Raw genomic sequence first — 17,989 nt, 5'->3', positions numbered from 1 at the left:
TTATGCAGACAGAAATCAACTCGGGCGCAGTCTATGTGTACGAGGCCCCGGTCAGGGTCTGGCACTGGGTCAATGCCCTCTCTATCACCCTGCTGGCCATCACCGGTTACTTGGTGGCGAGTCCCCTGCCGAGTATGTCGGGGGAGGCCAGTGACCATTTCCTGATGGGCTATATCCGCTTCGCCCACTTTGCTGCCGCCTACATCTTTGCGGTCGGTTTCCTGGGGCGGATCTACTGGGCGCTGGTCGGCAATGCGTATTCGCGGCAACTGTTCACCCTGCCGTTGCACCGGCCGCGGTTCTGGAAGGAGCTGCTGCACGAGGTGCGCTGGTACGCCTTTCTGGAGAAGGAGCCGAAGAAGTATGTCGGCCACAACCCGCTGGCCCATCTGTTCATGGTGGCGATCATCACTGTCGGCGGCTTCATCATGCTGCTCACCGGTTTCGCCCTGTATGCCGAGCAGACCGGGCTGGGCAGCTGGCAGGACAGCCTGTTCGGCTGGCTGATCCCGCTGCTGGGTCAGAGCCAGGACGTGCGCCTGTGGCACCACTGGGGCATGTGGGTGATCGTGGTATTCGTGATGCTGCATGTCTACGTGGCAATCCGCGAGGATATCGTCTCGCGCCAGAGCCTGATCAGCACCATGATCAGCGGCTGGCGCACCTTCAAGGATGACCGGCCATGAACACGACGGCAAGCAACCGGCCGCCGCGGGTCCTGGTGCTGGGTATCGGCAACCTGCTGTGGGCCGACGAGGGGTTCGGGGTGCGGGCGGTGGAGGCGTTTCAACAGCGCTACCACACCCCTGAGAATGTGCGGGTGCTGGATGGCGGCACCCAGGGGGTCTACCTGGTGCAGGAGGTGCGCGAGGCCGAGCTACTGGTGGTGTTCGACGCCATCGACTATGGCCTGCCGCCGGGCACCCTGAAGCTGATCGAGGGCGAGGCGGTGCCGAAATACCTGGGGGTGAAGAAGGTGAGCCTGCACCAGACCGGCTTTCAGGAGGTGCTGGCGCTGGCCGAGATGTTGGGCGACTACCCGCGTCAGCTGCTGCTGATCGGCGTGCAGCCGGAAGAGATCGAGGATTTCGGCGGCAGCCTGCGGCCAGTGGTGAAGGCGCAGATCGAACCGGCCCTGCGGCAGGCGGTCGCCTATCTGCGGCGCCAGGGGGTGGCGGTCCGCCGCCGGGCACAGCCGCCCGTGGCGGACGCCTACAGCGCCGCCATCGGCGACATGGCCCGTTACGAGTCGGAGCGACCGGGACCGGAGCAGGCGTGCCGGCTGGGTGACGAGCGGGTGCTCCGCTCCGGCGCCTACCAGGTGGCCTATCGACCGGCCGACCTGGACGGGGTGCCGCTGCGGGTCGGACTGGACCAACACCTGGATCCGTACCGGCAAGGCGGCAGAGGGGAGTAAAGGTGTCGGGCGAGCCGGGCAAAGGTGTCGGAGTCAAACCGGTCTCCTGCGGTACAACCTGTTCACCCAATGTGCCCGGTTTGACTCCGACACCTGGGGATGTGCGACACCTGTGGATTGAGAGAGAGGAGTAGAGCGATGCCATCAACACTGATCAGACAGATGATCCAGCAGCAGGCTTACCCGGAGCTGGATGAAGCCACGCTGGTGCCATTCCTGGCGCAACAGGAGCATACGGTGCTGTTTTTCACCGGTGATCCGAAACAGTATCCGGAGAGCAATGACGTGGCGGTGATCCTGCCCGAACTGGCGGCCAGATTCGCCGGCCGCTTCCGGGTGGCGGTGGTGGCGCGGGAGGCGGAGTTGCCACTGCAAAAACGCTTTCCCTTCAGCAGTTGGCCGGCACTGGTCTTTCTGCGCGGGGAGCATTTTTTGGGGGCGATTACCCGGGTGCAGAACTGGGGCGAATACCTGACCGAGATCGAACGCCTGCTGGGCGCCGAGCCGTTGCATCTGCGCGGTGTCGGTATCCCGGTTGTCGCCGCCGTGGCAGGTCGGGCGTAGGTGGATGGGGCCTGCCGTCGTTGGCTTGAGAGTAGAGGTGCGAGCAAAGGTGTCGGAGTCAAACCAGCCATCCGCCGTGCGATCAATTCACCTAACCGGGGCTGGTTTGACTCCGACACCTGGGGATGCGGGTGCGGAACTGGAGTGCCGTAGGGTGGATAAGCCGGTAGGCGCATCCACCAATGCTTACGGAGCACTAGCGCGTAGGATGGGTGGGGGCGCGCCACCGTTGTTGGCGGTCGTCCGCGTTGGCCGGGCGCGCCGTAACCCATCTTTGGTTGCAAATTGAGGAGATAAATCATGGGTTATTACGAACTGCCGACGGTAACAGTCGGCGTGGGGACTCAACCCCCGGAAACTGACGGGGCCGAGCTCGACTACCAGGCGATGCCGGAGGGCATGGCCACCTTCGCCATGCCGGAGATACCGGAACCGGAGGCGGTGGCGGACCTGCTGGCGGCCAGAGAAGTGCTGGATGACGTGCAGAGCGCCTTGCGGGATTATCGGGTGGCCGATCCGCCGGCGCTGTTCGAGTTGGGTGACCTGGATACGGACAACCTGACCCTGGTTGACCAGATTCTGGGCGAGGGGGAGGTGAGCATTGTGATTAGCGGCCAGGCACAGATCCGTATCCAGGAGTCGGTGTTGGCCGGGCTGTGGCGGGTCCGCTACCTGGACCAGGACGGGAATCTGCTGCGCGACACCCTGGAGGTGGCGGATATCCCGGGGCTGGTGCGCCAGGCCACCTTTGCCACGGCCGCCGAGCAGCTGGTCCTGCCGGATGCGCCGCTGCCGGAGGGGGTGCAGAACGCGCCGCCCCTGGTCGCCGAACTGGATGAGAAGTCCCTGGCCTGCCGCCCCGGCAGCCAACCCCATGTGATCAACCTGACCCTGCTGCCCCAGACCGAGCAGGACCTGGCCTTCCTCGACCAGCTGTTGGGTGCCGGTTCGGTCACCATACTCTCCCGCGGCTACGGCAATTGCCGCATCACCAGTACCGCCACGCGCTATGTCTGGTGGGTGCAGTATTTCAACTCCCAGGATGCCAATATCCTCAACACCCTGGAGGTGACCGACGTGCCCGCGGTGGCCTGTGCCGCGCCGGAGGATATCGCCGACAGCGCCCAGCGGCTGGACGAGATCCTGGAGATCTACCGGTGAGTGCGGCCTTTTTTGCCGGCTCCTACGGCGGCTGTGCGGCCAAGCTGAGTGATACATCGCGGCTGGAGTGCAAGATCTGCTGGTATCTCTACGACCCGGCCGAGGGCGATAGCTACTGGCAGATCCCTCCGGGGACGCCCTTCTCCAGGCTGCCCGACGACTGGAGTTGCCCCAACTGCGACGGCCGCAAGGACGATTTCATGGTGATGCCATGAGCCGGGCCGAGCGGCCGGTCGAGGTGCTCCGCCTGGAAGGGCTGTTCCGCCACATCGAAAAGTCCCGCATGGTCGGGGTGCCGATCCTCAACCCGGCCCTGCGGGTCCAGGCGGTCGGCTTCAGGCCCTGGAACGGCTACCAGTTGGGGGTGCTGATCACCCCCTGGTTCATGAACCTGATCCTGCTGGGTGAAGGGGAGGACGGCCGCCTCGCCGAACGGCGACCGGGGGAGAAGATCAGTCACGCCTTCCCCTCCGGCCTGTACGAATTCATCGTCGCCGAGGAGCCGGCGCTTGCTCACAATCAGGGTCGCTACCAGGCCTGTTCCCTGTTCTCACCCATGCAGCCGTTCGACTCCCAGGAACTGGCGGTGGCGACGGCCGGGGAGATCATGCGCGGTATGATGCGGGAGGAGAACCGTTCCGGGGTCTCGACCCACAGCCGGGAGATCGCCGAGGCGTGGGGCGGGGATGCGCCGGTGACGGAGGCGATGGCAGAGACCACCCCGTCCGACGAGGGACCGACCCTGTCCGAGCGTCTGGAAACCCCGCTGACCCGGCGCGAGCTGCTCACCGGGCTGTCGTAGGGGCCACCCCGTGGTTGCCCGGCAGTCGATGCGGTGCGAATGAAGGGCAGTGTGTAGGTTGGGTTGAGCCTGCGAACCCCAACGGGGTTTATGTGTGTGCCATGATGTTGGGGTTCGTTCCTCACCCCAACCTACGGGACTGAGCGACCCCCTCTGAGCGCCCCTACACCTGGAATATAGAGCTTTCTGGTGTCGGCTCAGACGTCGCGGTTGACGATGTAATCGGCCAGCCAGCGCAGCGGATCGGCTTGCCGGTCCAGGGCCGCGAGACTGTCCAGGGCGTCCTGGCGCAGGCTCTGCGCCAGCTCCTTGGCCCCCTTGAGGCCGATTAGCGAGGGGTAGGTGGGCTTGCCGTTGGCCTGGTCCTTGCCCTGGGTCTTGCCGAGGGTTTCGGTGTCCCCTTCGACATCGAGAATATCGTCCTGCACCTGGAAGGCGAGGCCGATGCAGTTGGCGTAGTGCTCCAGCCGATGGACCTGTTGCGGATCGGCGGCGGGCGCGGCCAGGCAGCCCAGGCGCACGCTGGCGTGGATCAGCGCACCGGTCTTGTGGATATGCATATTCTCCAACTGGGCCAGGTCGATCTGCCGGCCAACCGCCGCCAGGTCCAGGGCCTGGCCGCCGGCCATGCCGCGTGAGCCGCTGGCGTTGGCCAGGGCCTCCAGCATGGCCAACCGAATATCCGCGCTGAAGGGGGCGCTCTCCTCCCGGCACAATACCTTGAAGGCGAGGGTCTGCAGGGCGTCGCCGGCGAGGATCGTGGTGGCCTCGTCGAACGCCTTGTGACAGGTGGGGCGGCCGCGCCGCAGGTCGTCGTCATCCATGGCCGGCAGGTCATCGTGGATCAGCGAGTAGGCGTGGATCAGTTCCACCGCGCAGGCCGCGCCATCCAGCGCTTCCGACGCCACCCCGAGCGCGGCACCGGCCGCATAGACCAGCATGGGGCGGATCCGTTTGCCGCCGTTCAGGGTGGCGTAGCGCATCGCCTGGTGCAGCCGCTGCGGCTGGATGCTGTCGGCGGGCAGTTGCTGTTCCAGGGCGGCATCCACCCGCTGCTGGCACTGTTCCAGGTACTGCTTGAGGGCGGATTCAGTCGTCACGGTCAAAGGGTTCCGGCTCGGCGTCGATGCGCTGGTCGGTGAGAATCTGGATCTTCTGTTCCGCCTCCTTCAGGGCCTGCTGGCAGGTGCGGGTGAGGGCGACGCCCCGCTCAAAGGACTTGAGGGACTCCTCCAGGGAGAGGTCGCCCTGTTCCATGGTCTCCACCAGGGACTCCAGTTCGCTCAGGGCCTGTTCGAACGAAGGTGCGTTGGGTTCAGTTTTTGCGGATTCTTTTTTCGGCACGGTGCGGCTCGTTGTGGCTGTAAATAGGTAAACCTTAACCAGAGGAGGGGTGGCGGTCAATCGGCACCCGCTTCCGGGCGCCCCCCCAGCCTCTCGCCCAGCCCCTCGCATAGCACCGTGGGGGCGTGTAAACTCTGGGCCCATCGTGAGTCAATCAGGCAGGTTTTTTTATCCATGAGCAGCAGTTCTTACGACGCTTCCGCCATTGAGGTGCTGAGCGGCCTGGAGCCGGTGCGCAAGCGCCCCGGCATGTACACCGACACCACGCGCCCCAATCATCTCGCCCAGGAGGTGATCGACAACAGCGTGGACGAGGCGGTCGCCGGTCACGCCACCACCATCGAGGTGACCCTGTTCAAGGATGGCTCGCTGCAGGTACAGGACGACGGCCGGGGCATGCCGGTGGATATCCACCCGCAGCAGGGGCTGCCCGGGGTCGAGGTGATCCTCACCAAACTGCATGCCGGCGGCAAGTTCTCCAACAAGAACTACCAGTTCTCCGGCGGTCTGCACGGCGTCGGCGTGTCGGTGGTGAATGCCCTCTCCAGGCATCTGGAGATCTGGGTCAAGCGCGGCGGGGCCGAGTACAACATGGCCTTTGCCGACGGCCACAAGGCGTCCGATCTGGAAGAGGTGGGCCGGGTCGGCAAGAACAACACCGGCACCCGGCTGCGTTTCTGGCCGGACGCCAAGTATTTCGATTCGGGCAAGTTCTCGGTGCGTCAGCTGCTGCATGTGCTGCGCGCCAAGGCGGTGCTCTGTCCCGGTCTCAAGGTACTGTTCCTGGATGAGCACAGTGGCGACCACTATGAGTGGTACTACGAGGACGGCCTGCAGGACTATCTGCTGGACGCCCTGCAGGGCCTGGAACTGTTGCCGGAACCGCCGTTCGTCGGTTCCATGTCGGGCAATACCGAGGCCGCCGACTGGGCGGTGGTGTGGCTGCCGGAGGGCGGTGAGGCGGTGACCGAGAGCTATGTCAACCTGATTCCCACCGCCCTGGGCGGCACCCACGTCAACGGTCTGCGTTCCGGCCTCACCGACGCGGTGCGCGAGTTCTGTGAATTCCGCAACCTGCTGCCGCGCGGAGTCAAGCTGGCGCCGGAGGATGTGTGGAACCGCTGCTGCTATATCCTCTCGGTGAAACTGTCCGATCCCCAGTTCTCCGGCCAGACCAAGGAGCGCCTCTCCTCCCGCGAGTGCGCGGCCTTTGTCTCCGGGGTGGTGAAAGACGCCTTCAGCCTGTGGCTGAACCAGCATACCGATGCCGGTGAGCGCATTGCCGACATGGCGATCAATGCCGCCCAGTCGCGGCTGCGGGCGGGACGCAAGGTGCTGCGCAAAAAGGTGACCCAGGGACCGGCGCTGCCGGGCAAACTGGCCGACTGCAGCACCGTCGATACCACCCGCAGCGAGCTGTTCCTGGTGGAGGGCGACTCCGCCGGCGGTTCCGCCAAGCAGGCGCGGGACCGGGAGTTCCAGGCGATCATGCCGCTGCGCGGCAAGATCCTCAACACCTGGGAGGTGGACTCGGCCGAGGTGCTGGCCTCCCAGGAGGTGCATGATATCTCGGTGGCGATCGGCGTGGAGCCGGGTTCGGATGACCTCGGCAAGCTGCGCTTCGGCAAGGTCTGTATCCTGGCCGATGCCGACTCGGACGGCGCCCATATCGCCACCCTGCTGTGCGCCCTGTTCCTGCGTCATTTCCGCAAGCTGGTGCAGGAGGGGCATGTCTATGTGGCGATGCCGCCGCTCTACCGCATCGACGTGGGCAAGCATATCTTTTACGCCCTGGACGACTCCGAGCGTCAGGGGGTGCTGGACCGCATCGCTGCTGAGAAACTGACCGGCAAGGTGAGTGTCCAACGCTTCAAGGGGCTGGGTGAGATGAACCCGCTGCAGCTGCGCGAGACCACGATCGATCCGGATACCCGGCGCCTGGTGCAGCTCACCATTGATGCCGGGGATGACACCAATGGCATGCTGGATATGTTATTGGCGAAGAAGCGGGCTTCGGACCGCAAGGCGTGGTTACAGGAGAAGGGCGATCTGGCCGAGGTGTGAGTCTGGGCCGGGTGGCGTGAACAGGGTGGAGTTATGGCAATGAACAGGTTTGCGGTATTGATTGCAGTAGTGTTTTGGGGAGCGCTAACGCTGGCGCAGGCTGCGGACAGCAATAGTCCCATGACTGCCCGTAAGGGCGACAGCAATTTCTATGATCCCCATGACTCGGTCAACCCCAACGTGGAGGAGTACGAGTGGCAGGAGCTGAACACGGAGCTCCCCGACTTCCCGGCGGATGACGACCTGCTGGAATTCCAGGTTACCCGGCCCAATGCCGCGTTCCAGTATTTCATCGACGCCAAGTCCCTCAGTTACACCGAGGCGGACGGGATCGTGCGTTACACAGTGGTGATCAAGTCCCGCACCGGAGCCAAAAATGTCGCCTTCGAGGGCATGCGCTGCACCACCCGGGAGTTCAAGACCTATGCCTTCGGCAACGGCAAGAACAAGTTCGTCAGGCCGCGCAAGATCGAGTGGAAATCCATCCTCGACAACGATTACACCCGCTACCGCAAGGATCTGCAGGAGTTCTATTTCTGCAATATCCGCATCCTCGACCTGAGCGCGGACAAGATCATCTCCGAGCTGAAGTACGGCCGGCCGCAGGCGCTCGAATCGGGATTCCGCTGAGCCGGTGACGACCGCGCGTCAGCGGCCAGCGTAGAGGTGGAGTGCAAGTGTGGAAACTCCCAGCATCACCAGTGCGAAGCCCGCGTTCATGCGCAGCAGGCTCAAGGCGTTGATGTGATAGCGCCCCTGGATGGTCAGATGCAGGCCGGAGAAGGGGGTGGTGCAGACGCCGATCGCCCAGCTCAGCAGAAAGGTGATGCCGAGCAGGTTGGGATCGACCCCCAGGGGGGAGAGGATGCCCCCGGCGGTGGCGATGCTGATCACCGGATGGATACCGATCACCGAGGCCGCTACCATCGCCAGCAACAACAGGCCCGCCTCGGCGGCAGCGAAGCGCTGCACATCCACCTCCAGCTGACTGGCCTGAATCGCCGTGGTGATGCCGGTGGCCAGCACCCCCGCGGCGAGAAACAGCAGCAGCTCACCCGACATGCGTGGCAGGCCGACCCGGATGTGCTGATGATAGGCTCTGACCCCCGCACGCCCATGCCGCAATAGCAGCAGCAACAGCGTGACCGTCAGCGACAGCGCCGAGATCAGGGTCAGGATCGGGATGGCCGGCCAGGCGTGGTGCAGCAGCATCAGCAGCAGCGCCAGCAGGCCCGGCAGCCACAAGGCACTGAACTGCATCGGATAGCCGTGGAAGCCGTCGGCGCGGCCGTTGCGGGTCAGTTCCCAGCCGCTCAGCAACAGCCCCAGCATGGCCACCGGAAAGCCCACCGTGGAGAGCGTGGTCAGCTGCGCGCCGGGGGCGTTGGAGAGGGCGATACCCATGGCGGCGAAGAACGGCGACCAGCAGGCCGCCATGGCAAAGCCGCGTGACAGCACGCACGCCTGCTGCGGCGTCAGGGGCCGGTTGGCGGAGAGCCGGTCACCGATGATCACAATGGACGACATATTGATCACGGCGCCGAGGAAATGGACCCCGAACAGGGTACGCCAGAGTGGCCGCCCGCCCTGGGGCAGGGCCTCGTCACAGACGGCCGGCTGGGTGATCAGGCGCAGAAAGCTGACCGACGCGAGCATCGCCAGCATCGCCTGGTTGGCGCTGAGCGCCTTGGCCACCGGTACCGGCGTAGCGGCAAGCAGGCCCCAGAGCAGCCCGCCACCGCCCACCAACAGCATGGCGATCACCTGGATACGCTGCACCGTGTTGATCGTGGTGGCCAGCAGCAGTGCCGCCAACCAACCCAACCCGCCGGCCGCATAAGCCGGGAATCCGGCCCACAGGCCGTGCAGGATCGAGAACAGCACCATCAGGAACAGCAGGGGCCCGGCCAGTCGTTCGGCGGCCCATGTATGGAATCTGTTCAAGCCGTAGGGCTCCTGCGGGTAACGTGATTGATTCCATCCTCAGGTCCGTAAACGGTGCATCCCTGCACCACTCCTCGAATGAAACTATTATTCAGCCCGTGGCGTCAAACAGCAACCGGCAGCGTACCGGTTCCATCGACCTTGACAGTCGCGGTGGCCCGGACCATCCTGAAACGAACACTTGATTTAATGCCGCCCTGGAGTCAACCGGCCGTTCCCGGCAGGTTTTGACTCCGCTCCATAGATATAGAGGTGATTGCCATGGCTTCGGAATCGCTCACATCGGAGTACAGCCTGGGTGAGGAGATCGCCCACGCGGTAACCCACGGCATCGGCGCCGCCCTGAGTATCGCCGGGCTGGCGGTGCTGGTGGCCTTCGCCACGCGCTACGGCAACGCCTGGCACATCACCAGCAGCAGTATTTATGGCGCCACCCTGATCCTCTGCTACACCGCCTCGACGCTCTACCACAGCATTCCCCATCCCCGGGCGAAGCGGATTCTGCGCCAGATCGACCATGCCACCATCTTTCTGCTCATTGCCGGCACCTATACCCCGTTTGCCCTGGTCAGCATGCGCGAGAGCTGGGGCTGGTGGCTGTTTGGCACCGTCTGGAGCATCGCCATCGTCGGCATGATCTTCGAGCTGTTTACCGAACAGCGCTACCAGAGGGTCTCCCTGGCGCTGTACCTTGGCCTCGGCTGGCTGGCACTGGCGGCGATCAAGCCGATGCTGGAGGCCATCGGGCTCGAGGGGCTGACCCTGCTGGTGATCGGCGGTCTGTTCTACTCCCTGGGGGTGATCTTCTACGCCTGGGAGCGGCTGGCCTACCATCACGCGGTGTGGCACCTGTTCGTGCTGGCCGGCAGTATCTTCCACTTCTTCGCCGTGCTGTTTTATGTCATACCCGACACTTATTGGCTGACGATCCCCCGTTGATTTCGATATCGCAGGGGTCGGAGTCAAGCCGGCCGAAATGAATCAACCGATTCCCTGACATACGCGGCTTGACTCCGACCCCGCACAATCAATGCTCGCCAAGGGCGCCAAGCACGCAAAGTTAATATAGGGGGTTGGTATTCCTTGGCGTGCTTTGCGTCTTGGCGAGATCAAAGGTGATTTTCCTGTTTGGGGTTGGGAAGGCGTTGCGGGTACCGAAGGTTGTTCGACCATCCCGGGCAGTCAGGTAGGGTGGGCACGCCTTTTGTGCCCACGCGAATTTGGTCACGTGGGATGGCAGCGTGGGCACACACAACGTGCCCACCCTACGGTTGCTCCCGGCCCGGCGGCGGATTGCGCAGTCTCCCTGTGACATCCGGCGGCGCTTTTCGTATGATCCTCCCTCCATGTGCAATCTTCAGTAACCGAATTGACAGGGTGATATGAGCAGCGGAATCGACCAGAGTATCGAAGGCATCGAACGGATGCCGTTGAAGGTGTTTACCGAGAAGGCGTACCTGGACTACTCCATGTATGTGATTCTCGACCGGGCACTGCCCTTTATCGGCGACGGCCTGAAGCCGGTGCAGCGGCGTATCATCTACGCCATGTCGGAACTGGGGCTTTCCGCCGGTTCCAAGCACAAGAAGTCGGCCCGCACCGTGGGCGACGTGCTGGGCAAGTTCCACCCCCATGGCGATTCCGCCTGTTACGAGGCGATGGTGCTGATGGCCCAGCCCTTCTCCTACCGCTACACCCTGGTGGACGGGCAGGGCAACTGGGGCTCCGCCGACGATCCCAAGTCGTTCGCCGCCATGCGCTATACCGAGGCGCGCCTCACCCCCTACGCCCAGGTGTTGCTCGCCGAGCTGGGCAAGGGCACGGTGGACTGGGCGCCCAATTTCGACGGCACCCTGAAGGAGCCGGCCATGCTGCCGGCGCGCCTGCCCAACCTGCTGCTCAACGGCACCACCGGCATCGCCGTGGGCATGGCCACCGATGTGCCGCCGCACAATCTGCGCGAGGTGGCGAGCGCCTGTATCCGGCTGCTGGAGAGCCCCAAGAGCACCCTGGAGGAGCTGTGCGAACATATCAAGGGACCGGATTATCCCACCGAGGCGGAGATCATCACCCCGCGCGAGGAGTTGCTGAAGATCTATGAAACGGGCGGCGGCAGCATCCGCATGCGCGCCTGCTATATCCGTGAGCAGGGCGACGTGGTGATCACGACGCTGCCGCACCAGGTCTCCGGGGCCAAGGTGCTGGAGCAGATCGCGCAGCAGATGCAGGCCAAGAAGCTGCCCATGGTGGAGGACCTGCGGGACGAGTCGGATCACGAGAACCCGACCCGCCTGGTGATCGTGCCGCGCTCCAACCGCGTCGACGTGGAGCGGCTCATGTCGCACCTGTTCGCCAGCACCGATCTGGAACGCACCTACCGGGTCAACATGAATGTGATCGGCCTCGACGGCAAGCCCCAGGTGAAGAACCTGCTGCGCCTGCTCCGGGAGTGGCTGGAGTTCCGCTACGAGACCGTGCGCCGCCGTCTGGAATATCGCCTGGGCAAGGTGCGCGACCGGCTGCACCTGCTGGATGGCCTGCTGGTCGCCTTTCTCAACCTGGATGAGGTGATCCGCATCATCCGTAGCGAGGACGAGCCCAGGCCGGTGCTGATGCAGCGCTTCGACCTGACCGAGCCGCAGGCCGACTACATCCTGGATACCAAGCTGCGCCAGTTGGCGCGGCTGGAGGAGATGAAGATCCGCGGCGAGCAGGATGAGCTGGCGAAGGAGCAGGAGTGGCTGGAGAAGACCCTCGGTTCCAAACAGCGCATGACCACCCTGATCCGCAAGGAGATCCAGGAGGATGCGGAGAAGTACGGCGATGCGCGGCGCTCGCCCATCGTCGAGCGCCAGGCCGCCGAGGCCCTGGCCGAGACCGATCTGGCGCCGAGCGAGCCGGTCACCGTGATCCTCTCGGAGAAGGGCTGGGCGCGGGCCGCCAAGGGACATGACATCGACCCCGGCAGCCTGAATTACAAGGCCGGGGACGGTTTCCTGGATGCGGCCCATCTGCGCAGCAACCAGGCGGCGGTGTTTATCGATTCCAGCGGGCGCAGCTACTCGGTGCCGGCCCACACCTTGCCGTCGGCGCGCAGCCAGGGCGAACCCCTCACCGGGCGCCTGTCGCCGGTCAGCGGCGCCACCTTCAGCGTGGTGCTGGGCGGCGATCCCGAGCAGTGGTACCTGGTCGCCTCCGATGCCGGCTACGGCTTCCTGGTGCAACTGAAGGAGCTGTACGCCAAGAACAAGGCGGGCAAGGCGCTGCTGACCCTGCCGAAGGGGGCCAGGGTGCTGCATCCGGTCCAGGTGAGCGACCGCGAACATGACCGGGTGGTGGCTGTCACCAACGAGGGGCGGATGCTCTGCTTCCCGGTCTCCGAACTGCCGGCCCTGAGCCGCGGCAAGGGCAACAAGATCATCGGTATTCCCGCCAAGCGGGTGGAGGATCGGATCGAGTTCGTGGTGGCGGTGGCCTGCGTGCCCGAGGGGGGGCGCCTTACCGCCCACTCCGGCAAGCGCTTCATCACCCTGAAGCTGAGCGACCTGGAGCATTACCAGGGCGAACGGGGGCGCCGCGGCAACAAGCTGCCGCGCGGTTTCCAGAAGGTGGAGCGGGTCGAGGTGGAGTTGTAGTGACATTGGTGGATGCGCCTACCGGCTTATCCACCCTACATCTGCTTAGTCCGTAGGTTGGGGTGAGCCTGCGAGCCCCAACATGTGGCGTTGAACGGAACCGTCTTCTGTTGGGGTTTGCTCCGTTCGCCCCGACATCTTTGATAAGGGGTCGGCAATCGCCAGCGGCTACTCGGGGTCGTTGCAGTGTTCGCGATAGATTGATTTAAGCAGCCGCTCGTCCAGTGCCCGCGTCAGCTCTTCTCTCAGGCTCTGCTCCAGGTCCTCCCGGAACCGCTCGGCCACGGCGGCGACGGTCTGTTCGATCACCTCCAGCAACTCGTTACGCAGCTCCTGGCGCACGGCGTCCAGGTCGACCGCGTTCGGGCCGGCGGATACGTCTGCAGGGGCATCGAACAGCGGCAGGTCGGCCTGATCCGGGTTCGTGTTGTCAGCCGGCTGCAGCGCGTCCGGTTCCACCACTTCATGCAGGATCGGAATGCCCTCGTGATCGACCGCCAGGGTCGTCTCCGCGGGGGGAGGTTCCGGGGATGCCTTGGTCAGTGGCCATTTGAATTTCATGCGGCACATCCCTGTGCCGCACCCTGACGGGCGGCCTGCGGCCGTGGAAATTGTTTATCCTGACGTAACTGCGCACCCGGTCTGCAAGCGATGGGCCTGCCTTCGAGGAGATAAGCCATCGTGTGAGGCCGGCAAGGCAGGCCCATCACCCCGTGAGTAGTTACGTCCTGACAATTTTTCATAAGTTGTGGGTGTCGAGGGCGTAGCCGCGGTCGCGATAGGTGCGGAAGCGGTTACGTCCGGCCTCGCGCACCGCCGGGTCCTTGTCGATCAGCTCGGCTACCCGGGAGAAGCGGCTGAAGAACGGGGGTACCGCGGCCGCCAGGTTGATCAGCACATCGTGCTCGTCGCCGGCCTGGTCGCCGTGTCCGATCAGTACCGGCGTGAGCGCGCCGTCGCTCTCGTTGATCAGACCGTGGGGGATGAAGCTCTCCTCGCGCTGGGTCCACAGCAGTTTATCCAGGTGGCGCGACTCGGCATCCGAGTTGGTGTGCAGGTAGACCCGGTGTCCCTGCTGCCACGCCTTGTCAACCAGACGGCAGGCGAGCTGGAAGCGGTCGCCGGCGGCCTGGTCGCCGAGAATATAGAAATCGACCCGGGTCATTTCAACTGGCCTGCCCGTTGCAGCAGGAAGTGGGAGAGCAGCGACACCGGCCGCCCGGTGGCCCCTTTCTGGTCGCCGCTTTTCCAGGCGGTGCCGGCGATGTCCAGGTGTGCCCATTTGAATTTTTTCGCATAGCGCGACAGGAAACAGGCGGCGGTGATGGTGCCGGCGCCCTTGCCGCCGATATTGGCCATGTCGGCGAAGTTGCTCTTCAGCTGCTCCTGGTACTCCTCCCACAGCGGCAGCTGCCAGGCGCGGTCGGCCGCCCGGTTGCCTGCCGCCAGCAGTTCGGCGGCCAGCGGCTCATCGTTGCTCATCAGACCCGAGGCCTGGGTACCCAGGGCCACGATGCAGGCGCCGGTCAGGGTGGCGACATCCACCACGGCGGCCGGGTTGAAACGCTCGGCGTAGGTGAGGGCGTCACACAGGATCAGCCGGCCCTCGGCATCGGTATTGAGGATCTCGATGGTCTGGCCCGACATGCTGGTGACGATATCCCCCGGTTTGTTGGCGGCGCCATCCGGCAGGTTTTCCGAGGAGGGGACGATTACCACCAGATTGATCGGCAGTTCCAGCCGGACGCAGGCGGCCATGGCACCCATTACGCTGGCGCCGCCACACATGTCATATTTCATCTCGTCCATGGCGGTCGACGGCTTCAGGGAGATGCCGCCGGCGTCGAAGGTGAGACCCTTGCCGATCAGCACCACCGGCTTCTCTTTCGGTTTGCCGCCCTTGTATTCCATGACGATCAGCTTGGCCGGTTCGCGGCTGCCGCGGGAGACCGAGAGCAGCGAGCCCATGCCGAGGGCCTGCATCTGCTTCTCCTCCAGTACCGATACCTTCAGCTTGGTCGACTGCTTGCCCAGCTGCCTGGCCTGATCCGCCAGATAGCTCGGGGTGCAGAGATTGCCCGGCAGGTTGGCCAGGTTCTTGGTCAGGCTGATGCCATCGGCGATCGCCTCGCCCTGGGCGACGGCGCGCAGCAGTGCCTGGCTCTTCTTCTCCTCGCCGATGAACAGGCCGAGTTTTTTCAGAGGGCGTTTGGGCGGCTTCGTCTCGCTTTTGCATTGGTCGAAGCGGTAGACTTGGTCCTCGGCGGCAATCACCGATTCGCGCAGCCGTTGCGCCAGGTCTGTCCCCTTGATCTCCAGGCTGCACAGCCCGCTGGTCGCCTCGATGACGCTGCTCTCATTCAGCATCCTGACCGCGCCGGCCCAGGCGGTGATGGCCGCTTTCAGGGTCAGCTCCTTCTCCGCACCGAGCCCGATCAGCAGGATGCGCTCGGCCTGGATGTTGGGTATGTCATAGAGCATCAGGGATTGACCGGTCTCGCCATCCATGTCGCCCTTTTTCAAAATGGCGCTGAGATGGCCGTTACTGGCCTGGTCGATCTGTTTTGCCGGTCCGGCCAGTTGCCGTCGGGTAAAGACACCCAGCACCAGGCACGCGGTGCGCTGTGCGGATGGGTTGCCTGATTTCACATGGTATTCCATAGCGGTTCCCTGAAAGGTTGATGTTTGTCTGTCGTTATCATTGCCGTGGCATGACGGGCGCGGTTGCCGCCGGTTTGCCCGCGGCCCGGCCAGGAGGTACTATCCATCGCGGTTTCTGCCGATCCCGTGAGGGTGCCGGTGGCGTCGTGGTAGTAGTCTACAAGAATTATGGCCGTTTACCACCGATCCGGCGCCACGCCGCGGTTTTTTCAACTGAACGCTTTTTATGCTGCCGATTATCGATCGCTACATTCTTCGGGAAGTGACCAGGTCGTTTCTCGCCATCATGACCGTGCTGATGCTGATCGTGGTGAGCCAAAGCTATATCCGCATCCTGCAGGACGCGGTCGCCGGCACCATCAGCAATGAGGTGATGACCCGGCTGCTGGGCCTGGAGGTGTTGCAGGTGCTGGGGCCGGTCACCCCGCCCACCTTCTTTTTCGCCATTCTCTACACCCTCGGTCGCATGTATCGCGACAGCGAAATGACCGCCCTGGCGGCCGGCGGTGTTGGTCTGGCGCGCATCTACCGCGCCTTTGCCCTGGTGGCCGTGCCGGTGGCCCTGCTGGTGGCCTGGTTCACCCTGAGCCTGGTCCCCTGGGTGAATGCCAACAAGGCGGAGATCATGCAGCAGCAGAAGGCGGAGTCGACAGAGCTGGGCATGGCGGTGGCCGGCCGCTTCAACGAGTTCAGCCAGGGCGAATTGGTCTTCTATGTGGAGAAGATGAGTGAGGACAAGCGACGTATGCGCAATGTCTTCGTGCAGAACCGACAGCACGGCAAGCTGGGGTTGATCACCGCCACCGAAGGCTACCAGCACACCGATCCGGACACGGGCAATCTCTATCTGGTACTGACCCGCGGTCACCGCTATGAGGGGACCCCGGGTCACAACGACTACGCAGTCGGCGATTTCGACAAGTATGCGATCCTCATCGACCAGCGCGATCAGGTCGGCGACAAGCTGCCGAACAAGGCGATCCCCAGCAGGGATCTGTTCGACGCGGAGGAGTTGGACCTACGTTCGGAGCTGGAGTACCGCTTCATGTTCCCGGTTGCGGTGCTGGTGTTCACCATTCTCAGCGTGCCGCTCAGCAAGTCAATGCCCCGGGAGGGGATCTACGGACGCCTGCTGCTGGCGCTGCTGTGTTATTTCCTGTTCCTTAATTTGCAGGCGGTATCCGGTGACTGGATGGTTTCCGGCGTCACCCCCGCCTGGATGGGGCGCTGGTGGGTGCATCCATTCATGCTGCTGCTGGGCGGGGCGGTGATGTTGTACAAATCCCCGCGCATGTTCCGCGTGTTGCGCCGGCGGCTGTGGAGTCGAGCGGCATGAGAGTACTGGACAGGTATATCGGCACCAGTGTGCTGCTGAGTATCCTTATAACGCTGGTGATCCTGGTGGTGCTGGTCGGGTTCGTCACCCTGATGGATGAGCTGGGCAGTGTCGGCAAGGGCGACTACACCACGGCGGACGTGTTCTATTATGTGCTGCTGATTTTGCCGCGCCGCGCCTACGAGGTGTTCCCCATGGCGGTGTTGCTGGGCAGCCTGGTGGGGCTGGGTGGGCTGGCCAACAACTCCGAGTTGGTGGCGATGCGGGCCGCCGGTGTCTCCCTGGCGCGGATCATCGTCTCGGTGCTGAAGGCTGGGGTGCTGGCCATGCTGGTGGTGATGGTCATCGGCGAGGCGATCGCGCCCAATACCGAGCAGTACGCCGAACGGATGCGCGCCAGCAAGATGAGTCAGCAGATCACCATGAAATCGAAATACGGCTTCTGGGCCCGTGACGGCAGCTCATTTGTCAATATCCGCCAGATTCTGCCCGGCTCGCAACTCAAGGATATCTACATCTACGAGTTCTCCGGGCAACGCGAGTTGCTGGTCTCCACCCATGCCGACTTTGCCCAGTACCAGGATGGGCACTGGTTGTTGCGTGGCATCAACCAGACCCGTTTCCTGGCCGACCGGGTGGAGAGCCGCACCCTGGACGAGGCGACCTGGGACTCGCTGCTCAATCCCGATATCCTCAATGTGGTGGTGGTCCGCCCCACCATGCTGCCGGTCTGGGGGCTCTATCAATACATCGCGTTCATGCGTGAGAACGGCCAGGAGGCGACCACCTACGAGGTGGCCTTCTGGAGCAAGGTGATCATGCCGCTGATCACCCTGGTGATGGTATTCCTGGCGGTGCCGTTCGTGTTCGGTGTGTTGCGCTCGGTGGGCATCGGCCAGCGGATCTTTGCCGGCTCCCTGATGGGGTTGGCCTTCTTTCTGCTGAACAAGGTACTCGGCCACATGGCGGTGGTCTACTCGCTGAATCCGCTGTTCGCGGCCGCAGTCCCTGGGTTGCTGTTTCTGGCGCTCGGATTCTGGTTTGTGCGTCGCGTCCACTGA

General features: G+C 63.9%; 18 protein-coding genes. 12 read left to right on the top strand and 6 right to left on the bottom strand.

Annotated features, from left to right (window positions below; translation table 11 throughout):
• The first annotated feature begins 2 nt into the window (after nt 1–2).
• The 6 genes from cybH (at nt 3) to hybE (ending at nt 3,944) form a co-directional block, all read left to right on the top strand.
• Nucleotides 3–686, top strand: a complete 684-nt coding sequence (cybH, locus tag NPX02_RS01755) for a Ni/Fe-hydrogenase, b-type cytochrome subunit (RefSeq protein WP_260291400.1) — start codon at nt 3–5, stop codon at nt 684–686.
• Complete coding sequence (locus NPX02_RS01750; RefSeq protein WP_260291398.1) at nt 683–1,417, top strand: HyaD/HybD family hydrogenase maturation endopeptidase; 735 nt, start codon at nt 683–685, stop codon at nt 1,415–1,417. Before cybH ends, NPX02_RS01750 begins: the two co-directional genes overlap by 4 nt.
• A 138-nt stretch (nt 1,418–1,555) precedes the next feature.
• Nucleotides 1,556–1,981: a thioredoxin domain-containing protein gene (locus NPX02_RS01745; protein WP_260291397.1), complete on the top strand. Its 426-nt coding sequence runs from the start codon at nt 1,556–1,558 to the stop codon at nt 1,979–1,981.
• A gap of 300 nt (nt 1,982–2,281) precedes the next feature.
• Nucleotides 2,282–3,142 carry a hydrogenase expression/formation protein gene (locus NPX02_RS01740; protein WP_260291396.1) on the top strand — a complete coding sequence of 287 codons (861 nt, stop codon included), beginning with the start codon at nt 2,282–2,284 and terminating at the stop codon, nt 3,140–3,142.
• The gene (locus NPX02_RS01735) at nt 3,139–3,357 is read left to right on the top strand and encodes a rubredoxin (protein WP_260291395.1); all 219 of its coding nucleotides are present in this window, start codon (nt 3,139–3,141) and stop codon (nt 3,355–3,357) included. The genes NPX02_RS01740 and NPX02_RS01735 overlap by 4 nt, the downstream gene beginning before the upstream one ends.
• On the top strand, nt 3,354–3,944 hold the full coding sequence (gene hybE, locus NPX02_RS01730; protein WP_260291394.1) for a [NiFe]-hydrogenase assembly chaperone HybE: 591 nt from the start codon (nt 3,354–3,356) through the stop codon (nt 3,942–3,944). The genes NPX02_RS01735 and hybE overlap by 4 nt, the downstream gene beginning before the upstream one ends.
• A gap of 197 nt (nt 3,945–4,141) precedes the next feature.
• Here the strand turns inward: hybE and ispA are convergent, their stop codons facing one another.
• A complete protein-coding gene (gene ispA / locus NPX02_RS01725; protein ID WP_260291393.1) occupies nt 4,142–5,044 on the bottom strand; it encodes a (2E,6E)-farnesyl diphosphate synthase in 903 nt (300 codons plus the stop codon).
• Nucleotides 5,034–5,288: an exodeoxyribonuclease VII small subunit gene (locus NPX02_RS01720; RefSeq protein WP_260291392.1), complete on the bottom strand. Its 255-nt coding sequence runs from the start codon at nt 5,286–5,288 to the stop codon at nt 5,034–5,036. The genes ispA and NPX02_RS01720 overlap by 11 nt, the downstream gene beginning before the upstream one ends.
• 174 nt (nt 5,289–5,462) lie before the next feature.
• Between NPX02_RS01720 and parE the strand changes: the two genes are divergently transcribed.
• Nucleotides 5,463–7,352 (top strand): DNA topoisomerase IV subunit B, encoded by a 1,890-nt coding sequence (gene parE, locus NPX02_RS01715; RefSeq protein ID WP_260291391.1) that lies wholly within the window; start codon nt 5,463–5,465, stop codon nt 7,350–7,352.
• Between the two features lie 120 nt (nt 7,353–7,472).
• Nucleotides 7,473–7,982, top strand: a complete 510-nt coding sequence (locus tag NPX02_RS01710) for a CNP1-like family protein (RefSeq protein ID WP_260291390.1) — start codon at nt 7,473–7,475, stop codon at nt 7,980–7,982.
• A gap of 18 nt (nt 7,983–8,000) precedes the next feature.
• Here the strand turns inward: NPX02_RS01710 and NPX02_RS01705 are convergent, their stop codons facing one another.
• The gene (locus NPX02_RS01705; protein WP_260291389.1) at nt 8,001–9,296 is read right to left on the bottom strand and encodes a hypothetical protein; all 1,296 of its coding nucleotides are present in this window, start codon (nt 9,294–9,296) and stop codon (nt 8,001–8,003) included.
• A gap of 261 nt (nt 9,297–9,557) precedes the next feature.
• Between NPX02_RS01705 and trhA the strand changes: the two genes are divergently transcribed.
• Together trhA and parC are read left to right on the top strand one after the other, a co-directional pair.
• Nucleotides 9,558–10,235 carry a PAQR family membrane homeostasis protein TrhA gene (gene trhA / locus NPX02_RS01700; RefSeq protein ID WP_260291388.1) on the top strand — a complete coding sequence of 226 codons (678 nt, stop codon included), beginning with the start codon at nt 9,558–9,560 and terminating at the stop codon, nt 10,233–10,235.
• A 443-nt stretch (nt 10,236–10,678) separates the two neighbouring features.
• Nucleotides 10,679–12,931 carry a DNA topoisomerase IV subunit A gene (parC, locus tag NPX02_RS01695; protein ID WP_260291387.1) on the top strand — a complete coding sequence of 751 codons (2,253 nt, stop codon included), beginning with the start codon at nt 10,679–10,681 and terminating at the stop codon, nt 12,929–12,931.
• Nucleotides 12,932–13,099: 168 nt separating this feature from the next.
• Here the strand turns inward: parC and NPX02_RS01690 are convergent, their stop codons facing one another.
• The 3 genes from NPX02_RS01690 to NPX02_RS01680 all read right to left on the bottom strand — a co-directional run bounded on the left by NPX02_RS01690 (nt 13,100) and on the right by NPX02_RS01680 (nt 15,592).
• Nucleotides 13,100–13,492 (bottom strand): hypothetical protein, encoded by a 393-nt coding sequence (locus NPX02_RS01690; RefSeq protein ID WP_260291386.1) that lies wholly within the window; start codon nt 13,490–13,492, stop codon nt 13,100–13,102.
• Between the two features lie 178 nt (nt 13,493–13,670).
• Nucleotides 13,671–14,096, bottom strand: a complete 426-nt coding sequence (locus NPX02_RS01685; protein ID WP_260291385.1) for a DNA polymerase III subunit chi — start codon at nt 14,094–14,096, stop codon at nt 13,671–13,673.
• Nucleotides 14,093–15,592: a leucyl aminopeptidase gene (locus NPX02_RS01680; RefSeq protein ID WP_260291384.1), complete on the bottom strand. Its 1,500-nt coding sequence runs from the start codon at nt 15,590–15,592 to the stop codon at nt 14,093–14,095. The genes NPX02_RS01685 and NPX02_RS01680 overlap by 4 nt, the downstream gene beginning before the upstream one ends.
• Nucleotides 15,593–15,818: 226 nt before the next feature.
• Here NPX02_RS01680 and lptF point away from each other — a divergent pair, with 226 nt between their 5' ends.
• Both lptF and lptG read left to right on the top strand, forming a co-directional pair.
• Complete coding sequence (lptF, locus tag NPX02_RS01675) at nt 15,819–16,928, top strand: LPS export ABC transporter permease LptF (protein WP_260291383.1); 1,110 nt, start codon at nt 15,819–15,821, stop codon at nt 16,926–16,928.
• Nucleotides 16,925–17,989, top strand: coding sequence for an LPS export ABC transporter permease LptG (gene lptG, locus NPX02_RS01670; RefSeq protein ID WP_260291382.1), 1,065 nt, complete (start codon nt 16,925–16,927; stop codon nt 17,987–17,989). The genes lptF and lptG overlap by 4 nt, the downstream gene beginning before the upstream one ends.

Source organism: Sedimenticola hydrogenitrophicus (genome assembly GCF_025175675.1).
Classification (GTDB): domain Bacteria; phylum Pseudomonadota; class Gammaproteobacteria; order Chromatiales; family Chromatiaceae; genus Sedimenticola; species Sedimenticola hydrogenitrophicus.
The sequence above is the reverse complement of the archived record's forward strand: the minus strand, read 5'-3'. Positions and strand labels throughout refer to the sequence as shown.

What these genes read in the sequence shown, in the direction of transcription:
- parC (WP_260291387.1), top strand. Translation starts at nt 10,679, where the DNA reads ATGAGCAGCGGAATCGACCAGAGTATCGAAGGCATCGAACGGATGCCG.
- NPX02_RS01745 (WP_260291397.1), top strand. Translation starts at nt 1,556, where the DNA reads ATGCCATCAACACTGATCAGACAGATGATCCAGCAGCAGGCTTACCCG.
- NPX02_RS01680 (WP_260291384.1), bottom strand. Translation starts at nt 15,592, where the DNA reads ATGGAATACCATGTGAAATCAGGCAACCCATCCGCACAGCGCACCGCG.
- NPX02_RS01740 (WP_260291396.1), top strand. Translation starts at nt 2,282, where the DNA reads ATGGGTTATTACGAACTGCCGACGGTAACAGTCGGCGTGGGGACTCAA.
- hybE (WP_260291394.1), top strand. Translation starts at nt 3,354, where the DNA reads ATGAGCCGGGCCGAGCGGCCGGTCGAGGTGCTCCGCCTGGAAGGGCTG.
- trhA (WP_260291388.1), top strand. Translation starts at nt 9,558, where the DNA reads ATGGCTTCGGAATCGCTCACATCGGAGTACAGCCTGGGTGAGGAGATC.
- cybH (WP_260291400.1), top strand. Translation starts at nt 3, where the DNA reads ATGCAGACAGAAATCAACTCGGGCGCAGTCTATGTGTACGAGGCCCCG.
- NPX02_RS01750 (WP_260291398.1), top strand. Translation starts at nt 683, where the DNA reads ATGAACACGACGGCAAGCAACCGGCCGCCGCGGGTCCTGGTGCTGGGT.
- NPX02_RS01710 (WP_260291390.1), top strand. Translation starts at nt 7,473, where the DNA reads ATGACTGCCCGTAAGGGCGACAGCAATTTCTATGATCCCCATGACTCG.
- NPX02_RS01690 (WP_260291386.1), bottom strand. Translation starts at nt 13,492, where the DNA reads ATGAAATTCAAATGGCCACTGACCAAGGCATCCCCGGAACCTCCCCCC.
- lptG (WP_260291382.1), top strand. Translation starts at nt 16,925, where the DNA reads ATGAGAGTACTGGACAGGTATATCGGCACCAGTGTGCTGCTGAGTATC.
- parE (WP_260291391.1), top strand. Translation starts at nt 5,463, where the DNA reads ATGAGCAGCAGTTCTTACGACGCTTCCGCCATTGAGGTGCTGAGCGGC.
- NPX02_RS01685 (WP_260291385.1), bottom strand. Translation starts at nt 14,096, where the DNA reads ATGACCCGGGTCGATTTCTATATTCTCGGCGACCAGGCCGCCGGCGAC.
- lptF (WP_260291383.1), top strand. Translation starts at nt 15,819, where the DNA reads ATGCTGCCGATTATCGATCGCTACATTCTTCGGGAAGTGACCAGGTCG.